The sequence below is a fragment of the Leucobacter sp. UT-8R-CII-1-4 genome (assembly GCF_030010235.1).
Lineage (GTDB): Bacteria > Actinomycetota > Actinomycetes > Actinomycetales > Microbacteriaceae > Leucobacter.
Genome location: NZ_JASCRS010000005.1, coordinates 321,642 through 338,333 on the forward strand (window position 1 = coordinate 321,642; position 16,692 = coordinate 338,333).

25 protein-coding genes are annotated in these 16,692 nt (G+C 56.7%); 4 read left to right on the plus strand and 21 right to left on the minus strand.

Annotated elements, in window-relative coordinates; translation table 11 throughout:
* Window positions 1–4 precede the first annotated feature (4 nt).
* Window positions 5–1,675, minus strand: a complete 1,671-nt coding sequence (locus tag QBL02_RS13065) for a hypothetical protein (protein WP_282726863.1) — start codon at window positions 1,673–1,675, stop codon at window positions 5–7.
* Window positions 1,675–2,154, minus strand: a complete 480-nt coding sequence (locus QBL02_RS13070) for a hypothetical protein (RefSeq protein ID WP_282726864.1) — start codon at window positions 2,152–2,154, stop codon at window positions 1,675–1,677. Before QBL02_RS13070 ends, QBL02_RS13065 begins: the two co-directional genes overlap by 1 nt.
* Window positions 2,155–2,239: 85 nt before the next feature.
* Here QBL02_RS13070 and QBL02_RS13075 point away from each other — a divergent pair, with 85 nt between their 5' ends.
* Window positions 2,240–2,779: a hypothetical protein gene (locus QBL02_RS13075; RefSeq protein WP_282726865.1), complete on the plus strand. Its 540-nt coding sequence runs from the start codon at window positions 2,240–2,242 to the stop codon at window positions 2,777–2,779.
* A 593-nt stretch (window positions 2,780–3,372) separates the two neighbouring features.
* On the opposite strand, the gene QBL02_RS13080 is transcribed toward QBL02_RS13075, so the two are convergent.
* Window positions 3,373–3,816, minus strand: a complete 444-nt coding sequence (locus QBL02_RS13080) for a hypothetical protein (RefSeq protein ID WP_282726866.1) — start codon at window positions 3,814–3,816, stop codon at window positions 3,373–3,375.
* Between the two features lie 235 nt (window positions 3,817–4,051).
* On the opposite strand from QBL02_RS13080, the gene QBL02_RS13085 reads away from it, so the two are divergent.
* Together QBL02_RS13085 and QBL02_RS13090 are read left to right on the plus strand one after the other, a co-directional pair.
* On the plus strand, window positions 4,052–4,243 hold the full coding sequence (locus QBL02_RS13085; RefSeq protein WP_282726867.1) for a helix-hairpin-helix domain-containing protein: 192 nt from the start codon (window positions 4,052–4,054) through the stop codon (window positions 4,241–4,243).
* A 194-nt stretch (window positions 4,244–4,437) separates the two neighbouring features.
* Entirely contained in the window at window positions 4,438–5,244 is an 807-nt protein-coding gene (locus QBL02_RS13090) for a hypothetical protein (protein ID WP_282726868.1), read from the plus strand.
* Between the two features lie 350 nt (window positions 5,245–5,594).
* Here QBL02_RS13090 and QBL02_RS13095 read toward each other — a convergent pair whose 3' ends face one another.
* From QBL02_RS13095 to QBL02_RS13140, 10 genes are all read right to left on the minus strand, one after another.
* Entirely contained in the window at window positions 5,595–6,278 is a 684-nt protein-coding gene (locus QBL02_RS13095; protein ID WP_282726869.1) for a hypothetical protein, read from the minus strand.
* Window positions 6,265–6,423 carry a hypothetical protein gene (locus QBL02_RS13100; protein ID WP_282726870.1) on the minus strand — a complete coding sequence of 53 codons (159 nt, stop codon included), beginning with the start codon at window positions 6,421–6,423 and terminating at the stop codon, window positions 6,265–6,267. The genes QBL02_RS13095 and QBL02_RS13100 overlap by 14 nt, the downstream gene beginning before the upstream one ends.
* Entirely contained in the window at window positions 6,420–6,677 is a 258-nt protein-coding gene (locus tag QBL02_RS13105; RefSeq protein ID WP_282726871.1) for a hypothetical protein, read from the minus strand. The genes QBL02_RS13100 and QBL02_RS13105 overlap by 4 nt, the downstream gene beginning before the upstream one ends.
* A 275-nt stretch (window positions 6,678–6,952) precedes the next feature.
* The gene (locus QBL02_RS13110) at window positions 6,953–7,132 is read right to left on the minus strand and encodes a hypothetical protein (protein WP_282726872.1); all 180 of its coding nucleotides are present in this window, start codon (window positions 7,130–7,132) and stop codon (window positions 6,953–6,955) included.
* Window positions 7,129–7,299 carry a hypothetical protein gene (locus QBL02_RS13115; protein WP_282726873.1) on the minus strand — a complete coding sequence of 57 codons (171 nt, stop codon included), beginning with the start codon at window positions 7,297–7,299 and terminating at the stop codon, window positions 7,129–7,131. Before QBL02_RS13115 ends, QBL02_RS13110 begins: the two co-directional genes overlap by 4 nt.
* Complete coding sequence (locus QBL02_RS13120) at window positions 7,296–7,595, minus strand: hypothetical protein (protein ID WP_282726874.1); 300 nt, start codon at window positions 7,593–7,595, stop codon at window positions 7,296–7,298. The genes QBL02_RS13115 and QBL02_RS13120 overlap by 4 nt, the downstream gene beginning before the upstream one ends.
* Window positions 7,596–7,788: 193 nt before the next feature.
* Window positions 7,789–8,238: a hypothetical protein gene (locus tag QBL02_RS13125; RefSeq protein WP_282726875.1), complete on the minus strand. Its 450-nt coding sequence runs from the start codon at window positions 8,236–8,238 to the stop codon at window positions 7,789–7,791.
* Window positions 8,235–8,624, minus strand: a complete 390-nt coding sequence (locus QBL02_RS13130) for a hypothetical protein (protein WP_282726876.1) — start codon at window positions 8,622–8,624, stop codon at window positions 8,235–8,237. The genes QBL02_RS13125 and QBL02_RS13130 overlap by 4 nt, the downstream gene beginning before the upstream one ends.
* On the minus strand, window positions 8,621–9,385 hold the full coding sequence (locus QBL02_RS13135; protein WP_282726877.1) for a hypothetical protein: 765 nt from the start codon (window positions 9,383–9,385) through the stop codon (window positions 8,621–8,623). The genes QBL02_RS13130 and QBL02_RS13135 overlap by 4 nt, the downstream gene beginning before the upstream one ends.
* Window positions 9,300–9,935: a DNA cytosine methyltransferase gene (locus QBL02_RS13140; protein ID WP_282726878.1), complete on the minus strand. Its 636-nt coding sequence runs from the start codon at window positions 9,933–9,935 to the stop codon at window positions 9,300–9,302. The genes QBL02_RS13135 and QBL02_RS13140 overlap by 86 nt, the downstream gene beginning before the upstream one ends.
* A 31-nt stretch (window positions 9,936–9,966) precedes the next feature.
* Between QBL02_RS13140 and QBL02_RS13145 the strand changes: the two genes are divergently transcribed.
* Entirely contained in the window at window positions 9,967–10,560 is a 594-nt protein-coding gene (locus QBL02_RS13145) for a hypothetical protein (RefSeq protein WP_282726879.1), read from the plus strand.
* 116 nt (window positions 10,561–10,676) lie between these two features.
* Here the strand turns inward: QBL02_RS13145 and QBL02_RS13150 are convergent, their stop codons facing one another.
* The 8 genes from QBL02_RS13150 to QBL02_RS13185 form a co-directional block, all read right to left on the minus strand.
* The gene (locus QBL02_RS13150; protein WP_282726880.1) at window positions 10,677–11,369 is read right to left on the minus strand and encodes a hypothetical protein; all 693 of its coding nucleotides are present in this window, start codon (window positions 11,367–11,369) and stop codon (window positions 10,677–10,679) included.
* Between the two features lie 7 nt (window positions 11,370–11,376).
* Complete coding sequence (locus QBL02_RS13155; protein WP_282726881.1) at window positions 11,377–11,871, minus strand: single-stranded DNA-binding protein; 495 nt, start codon at window positions 11,869–11,871, stop codon at window positions 11,377–11,379.
* Entirely contained in the window at window positions 11,871–12,152 is a 282-nt protein-coding gene (locus QBL02_RS13160; protein WP_282726882.1) for a hypothetical protein, read from the minus strand. The genes QBL02_RS13155 and QBL02_RS13160 overlap by 1 nt, the downstream gene beginning before the upstream one ends.
* Window positions 12,152–12,517 (minus strand): hypothetical protein, encoded by a 366-nt coding sequence (locus tag QBL02_RS13165; protein WP_282726883.1) that lies wholly within the window; start codon window positions 12,515–12,517, stop codon window positions 12,152–12,154. Before QBL02_RS13165 ends, QBL02_RS13160 begins: the two co-directional genes overlap by 1 nt.
* Window positions 12,514–12,837 carry a hypothetical protein gene (locus tag QBL02_RS13170; protein ID WP_282726884.1) on the minus strand — a complete coding sequence of 108 codons (324 nt, stop codon included), beginning with the start codon at window positions 12,835–12,837 and terminating at the stop codon, window positions 12,514–12,516. Before QBL02_RS13170 ends, QBL02_RS13165 begins: the two co-directional genes overlap by 4 nt.
* A 1,231-nt stretch (window positions 12,838–14,068) precedes the next feature.
* Window positions 14,069–14,596 carry a hypothetical protein gene (locus QBL02_RS13175; protein WP_282726885.1) on the minus strand — a complete coding sequence of 176 codons (528 nt, stop codon included), beginning with the start codon at window positions 14,594–14,596 and terminating at the stop codon, window positions 14,069–14,071.
* Between the two features lie 108 nt (window positions 14,597–14,704).
* Window positions 14,705–15,469: a hypothetical protein gene (locus QBL02_RS13180; protein WP_282726886.1), complete on the minus strand. Its 765-nt coding sequence runs from the start codon at window positions 15,467–15,469 to the stop codon at window positions 14,705–14,707.
* A complete protein-coding gene (locus QBL02_RS13185) occupies window positions 15,466–16,320 on the minus strand; it encodes a PD-(D/E)XK nuclease-like domain-containing protein (protein WP_349238645.1) in 855 nt (284 codons plus the stop codon). Before QBL02_RS13185 ends, QBL02_RS13180 begins: the two co-directional genes overlap by 4 nt.
* Window positions 16,321–16,692: the final 372 nt, after the last annotated feature.

The following is a 16,692-nucleotide window of genomic DNA, read 5'->3' on the forward strand; positions in this document are numbered from 1 at the left end:
CCTCCTATCTGATGCGTCTTGGAGCTCTACGGCTCGTCCTACCGACACCCTTACCGACAGCGTCTAGGCCGGCAGCGAGTGCGAGCATCGACCCCCAAGTGAGGTCGATCTTTGAGAAATCTTGATCATCGTCGGGCTTTTTCAGCACGTAGCCTGCACGGCGCGGGTCACGCCTAGCATTCAAGAAGTGTTTAACCATCGCGGGGTCACCATCGAACGTGACTTCTTTCGCGGCGATCTGTTGATACAACGTGTCGAACGTTTCGCACGTGCGAGACACGTTCTTCTGGTTCCAACGGATCGGTTCAGAAACACTCATCTTTGCTTTTAGTTTCTGGTGATGCGTGGCTTCCCACTGCTTCACTTCGCCCGCCCATCCGTCTGACGGGTCAGCATAGAACCCGACCACGTTGTAATCGCGGAACGCTTTCGTGACTGCCTGTTCAACTTCAAGCTTTGAGGGTTTCCAGCCTTCACCCTTCGGGCCTTCCGGCTGTTCCCAAATGTCGATCTTGAAGAAGTGCTTCTGCGTAACCGAGTACCCGACCAACACGGTCGAGTCGGCGATGCCGCGTTTGCGTCCGGATGAACCATCAAACCCGAGCGTCACAGGTTCGATCTTCGAAATCGTTTTGTCGGCCATGATCGCTCGAAGCTCCGGCTCCGAAACAAACGCATCACGTGCCGAGTCGACCTGGTTCAAGAAGTCAGCACGCATCTGCGCAGGATCATTCGAGGTGTCCAGGAAGTCATCAGCGATACGTTCAAGATCTGACCAGCCGGGCTCGCAAGGTGGGTCATGCAGCACGCAACCGCGCGGGTCTTTAGCTGAGTCGCCGTACGCGATGCGCAAACCCTGAATCAAAGACTCGCGATCGCCAATATCCGTGGCCGGAGTAACGCGATGGTCAAAGTAGATCGACTTCACGTTTTCAAGCGCGGCATGCTTGCCAGACTTGATCTTGTCCCAGAACTCGAACGACGACTCAGCCACCGACCGTTCGCCAAGCGTGTACGCGTTCGGAGTCTCGATCGTGACACCGCCGAGCTTCGTCGCATTGTTCCGCAAAGTTTGAGCAAGCTTCACACCACTGTTCGACCTCAGCCATGTCTCTGTCTGATCCAGTGAAGCGGCAACGGCCTTAGCGCCCTTGATTGATGTTGCCGAAGCAGTCATCGGGGAAATGCGGCCACGCTCAAGAGACACAAACGAATCCATCGGATCACAGTTGAACTCATCAGGCGCAGAACCATTGCGAAGCATTTCAAGCAGCGGTTCCCACGTGAACTTCGTCTGTTCTTCGGTCACCGCGGCGATATACACATATGGCGTGCGAACGCTTGACCACGGTTTACCCACAGGCTGACCGGAAGAATCCCACCCATCCGGGACCACATCAAATAGCGCTTCGGCGATCATGATGCCGCCAACGAATGGTGACTTGCCCCAACCGCGTGGGCGCATCAGCACCGACCGGTGAATGATCCGCTTCCCAGTCACCGGGTCAAGCCGGTAGAGCTCGTTCAAATAGTCCTGCTGCTCACGGGTCACCATGAACGGATCAGCCTGCTCGTCATCACCAGAGTCAGGGCGGCCAAGATACTCGGCCATCTGATCAGCTACCAGCCAGCCAAGCGTGGGGAAATCGTTTTCAAACTGAGGCACCCAAGGCATTACGAATCAAGCCTCCGAACCTCTCCATAACGGTCACGCGAGGACTTCACCTTCGCGACCGCTGCAGCAGCTTTCACTTCACCCTCAACCGCGCCAGCGGAGAAGATTCGCAGCTTCGCCCGATCCTCGGGAGTGAACCCGTACTTCGCTTCACGCAGACGAATCTCGCCAGCAAGCTTCAGGTCACCCTTCCAAAACGCGGCATGAATGAGCGCCGTATCAAGCAGATAAGACCAATCCGCCGCGAAGAACTCGTCAACCAACGGATGGTGCGCAAGCATCGCCCACCAATCACGAGTCGCCGCCGGCCACGAGAACGGCACCATGTACGGTTCGCCATCTTTCGACGCCCGCTCGACCTCAAATTCAGGGAGTTCGGGTTGAACGACTGCCTGCGCTGGCGCGATATAACGCACTGGCGCAACGTCCTTATTTCGACGTGCACGCTTTGCCGGATCTTTGGGTACAGGGCTTGCCATGCACAGCCTCCTTCCCAGTTCGGGAGTGCCAAGTTTTCGGCAGGAAACCTTATGTTTACGCGGCAAAAACCGTTACAATAGAGTCATGAGAAAGTGTGAATTCTGCGGCAAATCAATCGTCGCGAAGAACGCACAAGCGAAGTTCTGCTCTAGCAAGTGCCGCGTCTACGCGCACCGAGCAGCAAAGAAACTGCCACTTGAACTCATCACCCGAGACCGATGGGTGCGCTACGACCAGACCAAACGCCCACTCGATGCGATCACCGGCGAAAACGCCTCAAGTACCGATCCAGGCACATGGGCCAGCCACGCAGAAACAGTGAACTCAAGACACGGAATCGGAAACGGGTACGTCCTCGGAAACGGGATCGGGTGCATCGACCTCGATCACGTCATTAACGACGGCGTACTCTGCGATGCCGCAGTGGAACTCGTAGCGAAATACCCCGGCAACTACATTGAAGTTTCGCCCAGCGGCGAAGGCCTCCATATCTGGGGAACGTCACCAGAAGGCAAAGGCAGCCGAACGATCGAAAACGGCATCAGCGTCGAACGATACTCAACTGGCCGCTACATCACCATCACCGGGAACATCTACCAGCCCGGAACACTCCTGCCGCTGTAACGCTTTTTCACGCCTGCGCCGATCTAAGCAATCGAAGAAACCCAGGGCGCTCAGGCTTCAAAAGACGCCCGAAGCGTCGGCCCATGGCGGCAGCACGCCGCGCACAGGGGCAAATTCCCCAGGGTCGTACAGGAGATTTTCCACAGCACCTCCCCGCCTCGGCTGAGGGGGTGGAGGGGGTGGTAGGCCGGGGTCTATCTAAACGCTGGGTGGGTCTCTCGTGGGTGTGTGGTTGAGGGGAGGCGTGCGGCGTTGGCTTTGCGTGCTTTGGCTGCTTCGGCTTGTGTTTCACGGTTGTGGTGCCAGTGGCATAGGGTGCGGACCATGTTCACTGTGGTTGTCTCGCCTTGTTGCCATTGTGTTTTGTGTGCGGCTTCGAGTCTTGTGGTTTCGGGGCAGCGTTTGCCGTTGTGTTGGATGGCTACGCATCTGTGTCCGTCGCGTTGTAGGCAGGCTTCGCGTACTCGTGTTGGTACATGGTCTGGTCTGTTGTTCTCCCATGCCATGGAAACTCCTGACCTGCCCCGGATACAGCTACACCCCCTGCTGTTCTGGGTCGCAGGGGGTGTGTAGTGGTGGCGTATTGGCTAGTGTTACTTCTTTTCTAGGCGGACGGTGATGGTCGTCCCCATTGCTGTCACTTCGTAGCTGATGACACCGTTGTCGTAGCTAAACTCTTTCGTGCTGTCTTGTGATGCGAGGAGTGCCGTCGACATTGTTTCGATGTCGCCCTCGGAAGTCCAGGTGAAGTTTTCGCTGTCTGCGGTGACAGGTGCGTTGCCAACCCAGTAGATGGACTTGGCGTCTGGCGCTACCCAGTTGACCGTGATGGCGCCATCTTGAATCGTGGCAGCTTGGTAGTTGTTTTCATCGTTCTTGTTGGACTGTTCCCACTCGCCGTCGAGGTTGACGGTGATTGGCTGAGCTTCTTCAGCTGGCGATTCGGTATTGCCTGCAGAGCTCTCGGATGCAGGAGCCGTGCAGCCGGTGAGAGCAATGAGAGAAATGAATGCTACTGCGAGTAGTTTTTTGGTCATGTGCCCATCGTGGCATGCGTCGCTAGTGCAGGATGCGCGCGTAACCAATTAGTTACGAACTACTCCCATATCTTCTACCGCTTACCCCGACCACGTACCTGTTGCCGTGCGTGTAGATCCTGTACCCGGTCATCCTCGCCACAAGTCTCGGCAGCGAGGGGTGACGGATACTCGCCACCACATACAGGGCAGGTGTAGCTAGGCATCGTTGCCTCCTGCATGAAATACTGAGCCGATGAGCGAACAGGATGATCTGCCAAAGATCGGTGCCCCTGCGACAAGGGCTCTCGCTAACGTTGGCGTGACTTCGCTTGATCAGGTCGCGGAATGGTCAGAAACGGACCTGCTCGCACTACATGGTGTCGGACCGAAAGCGGTACGCATACTGAAGGAATCACTTTCAGCGCGAGGAATGGCCCTCAAGTAGCCGCACAGCGTTGTCGCCTCCATAGGTTGTTCCCCACTCACACCCGATAGTTAACGCATTGGCTGCAGGTAAGTGTTGACGGTGTGGCGGGGAAGTCTGTAAGTGATGAATCCAGTGATGCTCACCAGTCAATCTCTCGACGGGACACCTGTCCCGATAGATGCATTTGGGCTAAACGGCTAGCCTCTTATGTCATGGGTAACAATGATGACGCCATCGCTGAATGGGAGAAAGTCGACAAGAATGTTTACAGCGATGACTGGCGGTGTGCTATCGCTATCCATAAAGCAACAGGGATACTGCCGTTCCTTGAAGACACCGGCGGTAAACAAGGCGCCGTGGACCTTAGAATCTGGGAGCCAGGCCAAGAAGCCCTAATCGAAGTCACCACCACCACGATCGACCCGATTCGCAAACAGAATAACTTTCTTTACGATTTCATCGAGAAGGTGCGATTCCACTACACGGGCAATAGTCGATGGGTTCTCAGCTTCGGCCACGGGTGGCACTTAGCCCCCAAGAAGCAGCAGAAACCAGAGGAGCTTGCAATTCACCTCAAGTCTCTCGAGTCGACGATGCTCCCCCCTAACGAGGGGAAGTTTTTGATTGATGAAGTTTTCGGCGTTCGCGTATTGTCAGCCTTATTGATTAGCCGCAACTCGGGCCAGCCTTGGATCTCTTCCAGCCTGTCCACTAATGCAGAGCATTCCTCGAACTACGCTCTGAATCTCCAGCGGTATCTCCACAACGATACCGTAGTCCGTCGAAAGCGTGAAAAACTTGCGTCCCAGTCACTGGCTCATGGTGTCGATCAGAAGCATCTTTTCCTGCTAGTAGTCGCATTTGGACCCAATTCCAACCTTCTCCCCATCATCAGTCCTTATTCACCCTGGGAGGACTTGGAACTGCCACTGGAAATTGACACAGTCTGGCTGGAAGGGGGAACGGGAACTCTGGCATGTTTCAGCAGAGGCGAAGGCTGGAAATTCTTCGAGATATAGCAGGTCGAAACGCAAGAGACTCCAGCTGCCAACGGTGTTGTCCGCCGCGCATCCGTTGTGCCGCAGACTCAATGAAGAAGCGTCCGTCGCTGCATATTTCTATCCGCGAGCGTACAGGCGTCAGTGTCGTGAGTAGGTACGTTCTTGCGCCACCGCTGCCGTCGACGAATCGCCCCGGCCTTAACATCCGGGCTCACTTCATCGTTGCGCGTCCCTGTCACGCCAGGGAAGTTGTGTGGGGCGAGCCGTTGCGACCCGCCCCTAGAAACACGAAAAGCCCCGCGGAGTGATCCGTGAGGCCTAGATTTTCAGACACTTCTGCCTGACCTGCTACCAAGGTAGCAGACTTTTCAGTTTGCGTGCAATGTTGCCGTGATCGTGTCGCCGAGGTCGATGCCGCATGCTTGCAGGATTTCGAGGTTCTGTTCAGCACCGAGGGTGAACCCGAGGCGTGCAACGTCTGCCCAACCGACCCAGAACCCGCCACACTCTGCCGCACGGCATTCAGCGGTAGGTGCACGCCCTTCGGCGTATTCCACGATGATTGCTGATTGTCGTTTCTCGCCGCCGGCGGTGTCTTCTTCGAGGATCCAGCGTTCACCACAGGATGGGCATGGGACGGTGACTTCCATGATTCTGGTTCGGTCGTCCCATTCCTGTTCGATTTCGGCGACCCAGGCGGGGAATGCCTCAGTGATGCGCTCCCATTGCTGGTCATCGAGCTCTCCCCTAGCGCGGTAGGTTTTCGCGTTACGCCAGGTGTCTACTATCGCGGTGACGATTTCCCGCTGCGGGCCAAGGTAGAGGGCTTCGCGCATCTGCTTCACACCGTGTTCGATGCGTTGCAGTAGCGCGAGCGCGTTCATATCGATCGGCGAACCCGTTCCGCCCGATCCGGCGCCACCTCGTTTCACTTGCTCTGTCACGGCGTTGTCCAGCCATGAAAGAAGCGGAGGCCATTCGACAGCCCCCGCTTCGGTCATTTCCGTGTGTGCTTCTGTGAGTCGCACCACAGCACGCTCAGTTGATTCCATCGGCTTCGCACTCCATTCGTTCGATCTTGATCAGTAGTTCGCGTTCGACCCGGCGCAACCGTTCCACCTCTGATGCAAGGTCAGCGTTGCGTTGTTCCAGGTCGTAGATGATGCGGTCGGCCTTGTCGCCGTAGCCGCCACTCACTGGATGCCCTTTGCGTATCGTTTCGCGGATTCTCTTGCTTCGTCTTCGCAAGCGCCCACCGTGGCCCACATCTCGCCCATTACCCAGACCTCATCTGGGTCGTAGCCAAGAGCTCTGGCGCGGCGACCGTAAATGTCTTCTCGCAGTTTGATCTCTCCGTTGCGACGTTCGATCAGCTTTACGGTCAGGACTGCGAATGCAGCCCCTACAAGCGGCATGACAGCGAGCGCCGCCCAGAAATCGTTTGGTTGCATGTTGTTCCCCTTCCTGTGGGTAATAGAAAAGCCACTCGAACCCGTATAGGTTGAGTGGCATGTTTGATGTAGTTGCAATCCTTATTCAGTTGGTTTTCGCGGCGGTCTTCCTCTACGTTCTGTGGGGTGTGATTAGAAGCGCCGTACTGTCAGCTCTGCGCAAGCATGCAGCAGAACAAGCAGAGGTTTCAAGGCACAGTGGAAACGTAGACGCGTCGTAACTTTCTGCAACTGTTCGTTTCGTTGACTGGCATTCGACTGGAATACACCGAGTCCTACCCTGTGGTGAGAGCTTCTGCGATCTGTTCGCGTGTTGGTGTGACATACGCGGCACCCCACACAGCACCGTCGATGAACGCTTCAGCTAGGGATTCATTCTCAGGCGCGAATGGAGTTTCCGGGAATCGCTCATCCGCTTCTGTCTGTGCTGCGGTACGCACATCAGGGGCAGTCATTTTTTGTCACCAGCGCCTTGCATCATAAGCGCGTAGACCATGCGTTCAGCGTTGTGTTCGTTCCAACCTGAGTCCACGAACTGTTTCTTGATGCCGGTGAGTGCAGCAACTGCGCTCGCAGCTTGTCCTACGGCATCAAGCAAGTTTGCCGCTTCATCTTTCTTCATTGTTTCTCTCCGTCGTTTAGCCGGTACGGGTTGCTTTGTGCCCCCAACTTCGCGAGCGGCCCCATCAGCTTTTGCGTATCCGCACCCGCCAGGAGCACCGCCTCCGCTGCCTCGTAGAGCGGGTAAACGATGTTCGCCAGCCGCTTCCACGCTTTCTCTGCTGCGGCACGCTCAACCTCAGCGATAACCCGGTCGAACTCTTCTCGAAGCTTCTCCTGCGGAACCTCTGCACGGGCATGCTCACACGCCCAAGAATCTCTGATGTCATCCAACGCGGGTGGCGTGTAGTCGCTCACTGCGCACCACCCAATCCGTAGTGTGCTCTCGCGGCCGCCCATGCGAACTCGGCCGCGTTCCTGCGTTGTGAATCATGCACTGCACTTCTCGCCTCGGCCCCGCACTTCTGTGAGCAATACGTTCGACGTTCAAAGGCATAGTTCGATTCGGCTTTCCGCTGCCTGAATCGTGCATTGCATCTTGCGCATCGCTTCATCGCGCTCCACCCCGCAGCCACTCATCCTGCCGCTCAACGGCCCTGCGGGCGGCACCTGCCGCGATGCCCTCGCCCGGACGCCGTTCAGTGAACGCTTCGCTGATCACCTCGGCGAGCTTCGTTTCGTCTACCTGCGCGGTGGAAACAAAATTTTGGGAACTTTTTGCTTCCGTTGCGATAACCGGCCAGTCGCCATAAGACTCGTGTTTCTGCTCGTGCTTCTGCTCCGTGTAATCTGAGCCGCGATTGTCTGGGTCGCACCACGGGCAAGCAGATCCGAAGTTCCACTGTTCCTCGCTTGGTGCGCCCGAGACAAGCAGGCCAGCCTCGCGCAGGGCGGCAACCACAGCACCGACTTGAATGTCGTGGGTCGAATATGCCCGGTTCCCACCGCTCATCGCCGTAGCCACGATCTGCTCGGCGGTTTTGGTTGGTGAATCAGTCATGGTTTGACTCCTTCGTTTGTGTTCTGAGCTTCCAGTTGAGCTCGCCAAGCAGCCACCTCAGTTTTTAGGTTCGGGCCGTAATCATCGGTGAATTCTGCACTGTCGGCATCGCCGCTATGACTCCATTGCAACCAGCACGCGTAGCATCGCCAGGAATCGCCGTCTGAATCGAGGTCGTTGTCGCAGCGCGGGCATGAGGGCGGCGGAAAATACAGATCTTCATTCGGTAGTTCGCCGTGCCCGTTCGCCTCGCGGCGTCGCTTTGAGCAGTGGCACAGGTAGTAGCCGCGAGTGTCGTATTCGCACTCGTCATCGTGCTCCCCGCGCTCTACGGCGGCGTGATAGCGCTTGACTATCTCCTGGTTCCAAGGGGTCTGGTCTTTCATCGGTTGTCCTTTCGTTCCGCGCCACGCATCACACGCAACGCCCTGATCGCTTGTTGAGTGACGACCCCGTTGCCGAGCATCTTCAACTGCTGCACCCGCGACAGTCCAAGCTCTGGTGCGGTCACCCACCTTTCGGGTAGTCCCATCAAGAACTCAACGAAGGCCGCCGATAGACGCTTGCCGCCCTTAGTGCCTTCCTCAGTCGGTTTAGGTGCGGGCCGCCCGAGCACTTGTTCCCAACGAGTGATCGCGGCAGCGTAAGGCCCCCACGACGGCTCCGGCTTCGTAAACCCGAGGCGTGTAACCAGATGCGTTGACTTCTCCGGTGGCCGCCCCAATGTGCGCGGCATACCGAAATCAGCGTCACCCGCTTTCGGTGTCGGCAGCAGCCCACCTTTTTCGATCACGTCATGCAGCGCGACCGAATGACCGCCAGCGCGACGCTTCGCCGGGTCTTGCGCGCCGCCACGAGAACCCGCATACGCGTCAGGCGTTGGCAGTAGCGAGATAGTAGTTCGCAGATCCTGGCCGCCAGTGCCGTGGATGCCGATACCGGTGGCCTCGTTCGCGCGCGGTGTCGGTAGCAATTTGCCGCCGCTTTCGATCAGATCGTTTTCCACGATGATCGCCAGATCGGTGACGATGCCTCGGCCTGGTTTCTTCCGCAGGTGATCCTCAGGCGTATTGCCCGATGGTTGCGCTACCGGTGTTGGCAGGATCTTCCCGCCGAGTTGCGAGAACAAAGACCCTGAATCTGCCATGTGGTGCGCCGATTTCTGAGGCAGGTAGAGAATGTTGTTCCGCATCGTAGCCGAGGCTGGCCAAGTCTCCGAGAACACGACCGGCAGCCCTGAGAGTAGGTCTACTTCGCTCGTCTCCCAGCAGTCCCGTTCCGAATTCCATCTCGCGATTTCTTGCATGTTCGTCTTCCTCGCTTACTGCTGGTGCTGAGAGTGCGCCGCGCACGTTTTCCCATACGACGTATTGGGGTTTCAGGATCGCGATTGCCTCGCGCATGTTCACCCACAAGTTCGAGCGGGTGCCTTCGGTCATGCCTGCACGACGACCTGCGGCACTCAGGTCTTGGCATGGGCTGCCGCCGTCGATAATGTCCACGGGCGGCACGGTCGCCCAGTCGATCTTCGTAATGTCGCCAAGATTCGGGACACCAGGCCAGTGATGCGCCATCACCTTGCTTGGCGCATCATCAAACTCGCTGTACCAGGCGAGCTCCGCCCCGAACACGTGCTCGACCGCGAGACTCAGGCCACCGTAACCGGCGAAAAGAGAACCAACTTTTAGAGTCGCCACAACGACCTCCTAACTGGATATAGTTCGAGGCATGCTCGAACTCATCAAAGAAATACCCGTCACTTTTGGGCCACACATCGCCGACTGGTGGATGGTCGGGGTGACTGCTACCTCGGCTGTTGCGTCCCTAGTACTCGGAATCGCCGCAATCTGTAATGGTCGACGTGCGACCAGCATCGCGAAGAGAGCTGCCGAAAACGATCTGGCTCAAAGGAAGCTAGAGATGCTTCAAAAATCAGCTACGAGCAGACGTCATTTCGCACACATATTGGAAAGTGATGCCGCAAAAATCATTTTTGCGCTCTCAACTTCATCTTCGCTTCAAGAGAAAGATCCGCCTCGCCATAAAGACTTCGCGTCGTTGCAGGCTGAAGTGAACGACGCGAATGTCAAAGACTTGTCCGATTACATCATCGCCCGATCGTATTCATTGGTGAAAGGGGTAAGCGGAGACTACGAACCGTTCCGGACAATACTGGACCTCAGAAGAATCATTGATGCCTGGGCAGCTGATCCATCTACCTTCACCAAGACAAGAGCCGACGCCAAGCAGGATCAAATTGACTTCATAGGTTCTTTAGACAACTCATCCGAAGTTGCAAAAATCTTCGAAGAATTGGACTAGAACGAGTGTCCGACATTGCGCAATACCCAGAGGGGCCAGTTGCCCGGCCCCTCTGGGTATAAAAATGCGCCCCACTCGGGAGCGCGTTTGTCTAAGTCTTAGACTTTCGGGTCAGATCACTGGCACCCCGGCCTCTCGCATTTCTGCAGATCCCCGTAAGCAATGAAGCACTGCCGGAATCCGCGATGTTGTTTGTCGCTGCCGGGGCATTGAGCGTTGGTGCATTCCATACCGCCGTCTTGGTGGCGGGTTTGCATTCCTATACAGGAGAGAGCCGGCTGCCGATCATGTAGGCGCGCCAGTTCCGCGTCGTAGTGCACTACATCAGGCCAGCACTTTTTGCGTTGGTGGAATACCACTGGCGGACCGAGAAGAGCGCGAATGTTCTCTTCGAACCGGTAAGACTTCTGCCGCGCCGTGACCGGTTCCTCGCAAGCTGGGCATATCCCTTCGACTTCGAACCTGGCTGCTCGCTCAGCCTCTTCAGATGCGACTCGTTCAGACCACACTTCAGCGCACGGCTGCAGGTCGCCGCATTTACCGCACACCGAATAGTGTTCGTTCAGCACAGGAATGAATAGCCGTTTGCCAGCTGCAATCGGTTTGTTGTACTCAGCCAGGTCATATTGAGCGCCGACTGGGCGCAGATACAAGCGCACCCGATCTTCATCCTGTTCACGCACCTCGTGCACTCGCCACGGCTTATGACGGAACCCGGCATAATCGATCGCCACGATCATGCCGGGTTCAATGTCCTTCGCTGGTTTGCTGCGTGCACCGATGGGTCGCCAAGTGTCAGTGCGGATCATGAGTCACCTAGAAAGGCTGCTCGTCGTTGAACCCGCCACCGAATCCGCCAGGCTCGCTGCCGCCGTTTTGAGGCGCGTTCCCCCACTGTGGTGACTGTTGCCCCGCGATAGCGCCGAAACCGCCGCCAGAGCCTTGCTGCTGTGCGCGTGTGACCTGTGCGGTCGCGTACCGGAGCGACGGACCAATCTCGTCAATGTCGAGTTCGTAGCTTGTGCGGCGTTGCCCGTCTTTGTCGTCGTAGCTGCGTTGGCGCAGGTTGCCGCGCGCGATCACACGCATACCCTTCGTCAACGAGTTCGCGCACTGTTCAGCGAACTCACGCCACACCGTAGCGCGCAAAAACAGGCCCTCGCCGTCCTTCCACTCATTCGACTGCTTATCGAACGTGCGCGGTGTAGACGCGATCGTGAACGACGCAAACGGCACACCACTATTCGTGTACCTCATTTCCGGCGCAGCTGTCAGATTGCCGACCACGCAGATAACTGTCTCGCCCGCCATTAGATGACCTCCTCATAGGTCTGTTCGAAAATGTCTGGCTTGCACGGGTAAAACTCACCCTGCACGCCCTTAATGATGTAATCGCCGAGCTGGGCGCGCATATCTCCTTCGAGAGTGTGAATCACAAGCTGGGAGTCAAACGCGGTGAGCGACACTGGTATTTCTGTGCCATCTGGGGTGTGCGCTGACGCCCAATCCCGAATCTGCAAGTGCACTCGAACATCATCAAGAACCTGCATCGCTTCAACTTCGACCGGCTTCTTGCGGTATTTCTTGACCATTAGTGATCCTCTCTGATGACGAGTTCGAGGCTCGCCTGTCGTTCTGTTCTTGCCCGGTACTCGATACGCACCGGGAGTTTGTGCATGTATTCGGGAGTGTCGTCCGGCACGACTTCCGCGTCTACGAGCCCGTCACACAATGCTTTGAGCGTGAGTACCGGGTTGTCGATGTCTCGGCGGCGTTTGTCGTTGACGTACCAGACGAGTTCGACGCTGCATTTCTGCAGGTCTGGGATCCCGCGCGCTTTCACTTTCGCGACCAGTCGCACTTCTTTCGTGAGGCGCGACTTCACCGCCCAATGCATGCGCTGGTTCAACGACAGCGGTGGTGTTTTCCACGGCAAGTGGATTGTCCACGACCTCATAGGTTTTCCTTTCGTTGTTTGGCGATGTACAGGTCGCCTTGTAGCCGGGTGATCGTTGCGAGTGCCGCGTGTGCTTGCTGGTCGGATTCCGTTTTGAGTCGTTCCGCCGAGACAGCCCGGAGTTCAGCACGCCGCACTTCAACGTTCAGTGCGTCGATCTGGTTAAGCAGATCCCCAACCCATCCCGCAGCGAGCACGGCAAGCAGCATCGGATGAGTGTGGAGGATCGCCGCATGAACCACGTCAGGGTCGCGCGCGTTCACGGCGTCAACGAACTCGCGTAATGCGGGGAGCTTCTCGAACAGTTCTTCGTCGGTCATGGCTGGTCCTCCTTTCGTTCGGTGCATCCCATGCAGGTGTCGTCTTTGAGCCATCGGTGTACGTGTGGCTTTGCTGGTTTGGGTTTCTTCGCCTCTGCCGCCTCCCACTCTTCGAAGGCTCGACGGTCTGCCCCGCAGGTGCGACAGTTGTCGTCGTGATCCCATGTCTGATGTTTTCGACATTTGGGGGGCGGCGGGTGCTCCCCCTCCCTTAATGAATCTTTAGATTTATTAAGGGGGTCGGGTCGGGTCGGGTCGGGTCGGGTCGGGGGTAGCGAACTCACACCGTTACTCACGCCCTCTGTCACGCGTGACTCACTCTGTGACTGCTCACGTTTCTTCTCGCGAGCTTCACGCGCACGACGCTGACGATCACGCGCATCATTCCGACGCTTCTTCACCGTCTCGCTCGTCTCCTGATACTCATCCCAGTCATGAAACTCATACCCGCCACCCGTGCGCAGCCACAACCCAGCCTCTTGTAACTCGACCGCGGCAGCATCAGACCCAAGCAACCTCAACACCGGCTCATGGATCACCCCATCAGTGAGGTGCTGACACGAATACGCGCCAGCCCGAACCCACAACGCCACAGCATCAGCAGACAACGCCAAAATCTTCGGGTGCGACCAAAAACCGTCATCCACTTTGAACCAAGCCAACGTCTTCCTCCTTCCCGTCTACGCATCTGATCGCCCACGCTTCACGCCACTGCCACGCAATACGCGGATCACGGGCATGCCACAACGCGGCCATTTCAAGTAGCTCTTCGTCGGTATACCAAGCGCTGGCGCGCGCACGGGCCATCAACTGATCACGCGTCAAGACATGAGTGCCGCGGCTTCTTCGTTCGTTATTGGTTTCCACCAGCACCCTCCTTCGTCTGGTTCATCGAGATACAGCACCCAGCCGACCCCGTAACGCCACGCTGGCCACTCGCTAGGTTCGGCTGTGCGGGGAACAGAAAACCCCGCCAGAATCGCTTCTGCGGGGTTCCCTGTTTTCCATGCGTGACAGCCACAACCAAACGCGCCACCAAGCAACTGCAAATTCGCTGGCGTCGTATTCCACGCCGTCCTGCCCTGCCGATGGTCACGATCACAAGGGCCAGTTATCCCGCACCGCTGACACTGGCCAACATTGTTGAACTCGTTCCCGTAGTCACGCAGCGTCGCAGCGGCGTAGGCTTCACGCTCCTGCTTGACCGTGAGCTTCGGACGCTTCTGGCCAATCACGGCACCAGCCGACCGTTACGCAGGTCAAAAATCTCCTGCATAGTAATCTCTGGTTTCCATGACCGGCATGTGCGCTCGAAAATCTGCACCAGCCGCTCATTCAGCTGACGCTGAAAATAGCCGTACTGGCCGAGCTTCCCGTGGTTTCCGCATACGCCATATTCGAGGCGCTCAAGGTCACGGTGAGCACGGTTCACGACCCGACCCATGACAACCTTGAGCCGGTTCTCAACAGTGTCAGGCATCGGCCCCAGATGAGTATCCGTCGAGTGATCCTCACACCACTGGCAGTAGCGTTCACCATCAGGGTCACTTACGAACCCATCCGGCGGGCATTCAATCTCGACCGTATGCGCCGAACAATACGCGCCACTGGTGTTGTCATCGGTGAACCAGCCGTCTTCGTGCGCTTCCGAAAGATCAGGCCCGTCAGCGAAGTAAGTGTACTCGTATCCTTCCCAAAGCTCCCCACATTCGGGGAAATCGCATTGCAGGGCGTAAAAAGTTTCAGCTTTTAGACTCATCAGCTTTCCTCCATTGGTTTACTTCGACACCAGCACGCATGAGAAAGGCCGGGCACGTCCATACGCCACCCGGCCTCACAATCATGCGAAATGATCGGCTCAAAATCGTCAGCCATCAATCTCGACCGGCTTTTGTGGGAAAAACTCGGTAGCCGGAATTCCGTCTTGAGTGATGGTCGCCCAGATTCGCGACATTCGCCCGACATCGGTTGCTTCCCATTTCGACCGCGGCTTCTCTAACCGCTGCTCGAGCTGCTTCTCCGTCACGTTCATCTCGCTGAATCTTGAAAGCGCATTCTCGATTCGCTGATCCAGCGGCTCGCCTTCTCCATGCCGGAGGGTCTGCCGGCACATCGCCACAGCTTCGCTTTTCAACCAGCCTGGAAGGGTCGCCAAAATGCACTCTCTCAAAGCCCTCGAGCCGGTGTTTTGATTCGATAGATAAATATCCCCCAGATCCTCGGTGTCAGCCCACCCACCGCCACGAACTGATTTTTTATGCGGCTGGATAAACGAGCGAGTGTTTCTGGTGTTCTTCTGTTGATCCCAGCACCATGCCTGCATCTCGGATTTACCACTCTCGCGGCTAAGCTCACGCACACCATAGTCAGTGTTCCCCCACACCCGAGCGAGTTCGCGAGCCAAATGAATCGAAACTCCGCCGCCCCGATTCGGCACCTCATAGAACGCTTGCTCCGCTACCGCAAGCGATCCGCACAGCTCACGAACTTCTGCTTTGATGCCCTCCAAATCGCGTGGAAATTGCAGCGCGACTTGGATTGCTGCAGCTACTTCAGCTACCGAGCGTGACTGTTCAATTAGCGTCGCCTGTGATGATGCAGCACCGTGCATCATCTTTTCAATGTCGGTCATTTGTTTCGCTCCCCATATCTGTCTTGATAGTCATAGACCGCCCAAACCGGCGGCTTCAAAAGATTCACTTCGACCGGATAGCCAGGCCATTCGCCGCTACCAACACATCTTTTGAGAATGTCTCTAGCTTCGAGAGCTTCGGCAACGCCCATATCCGCAAAGTCAGCGTCGAGTTGGTGCACTGTGACAAGGTGTGGCGCTTCTTTCTCGACCGTCACGAAAAGCATCTCGAGTTCACGCCCGGTCGCACGCTCAAGCACATCAAGGTAGTGACCTCGTTGAATGTGGTAGCCGTACCTCGCTGCAGAAGTAGCAAATCCGCGTGGAGAACCGTCCTCAGCTGTTTTGAGGTCAACGGCAATCCCACCCTCGTCTGGCAAGTAGTCAAACCTGGCGCGGTTCTTTACACCCAAATGTTCCGCGAACACCGAAACTTCAGCTTTGCCTTCACGCTCAAAGAGTTTCCTCGCTAGCGGATGCCCAAGCACTGCCTCTGCCATTGCGTTTACTTCAAGTAGCTCGCTGGCGCTGACCACTGGAACACCAGCTTCAAGTTGCTCTGCTTTCCAAGCGCGTGCCTCTTTCGTAGACATGGCTCCGTTAGAAGCAAGCAACTCCGGCGGGCAAGTAACTGGCACCGCGCCAGTCCCCAGCACCTTTGTGTGAACTGCTGTGCCAACGTCAAACGAAGCGCGATGTACTCGATTCCCGTCAAGGAACTGATGCTTAAACTTCGCCGGAGAAGCGAGTATCAACTTTGCTCCGCTAGATGAAAGTTCGTCCTTGGGCCCGTGGTATTCATCTTCCGGCATCCCATAAACGACACCTTCACGCTTCATCGCAACCTCCATTTTGGGTACAAAAAAGGCCACTCACTGGTGGCCATACTTACTTGCTTCCATCTGGCGTTCATACTCACGCCAACACGATTCATGCTCATCTTTAGGGCACATGAACGCGGGACACTTAGGTAAATTACTCACGCCGCATCACCCGGCCCGAACCCGGCTGCCGGGAGCTCAATCACTTCTGCCTCATACGGCACCGTTTGAGACTTCCGCCGGCACGGGCACACATCCGAATGCCCGTACGCGTTATTGCTGTTCGAGCACGATGTCTTGTGCGTAGGCGCCGGTGCGCCATAAAGACCGGCACCAGTGCCGCCAGTGAACCGTACTGGCGTATTCAAATCACTCATCGCGTTTTCGTCTCCTTCAAATACC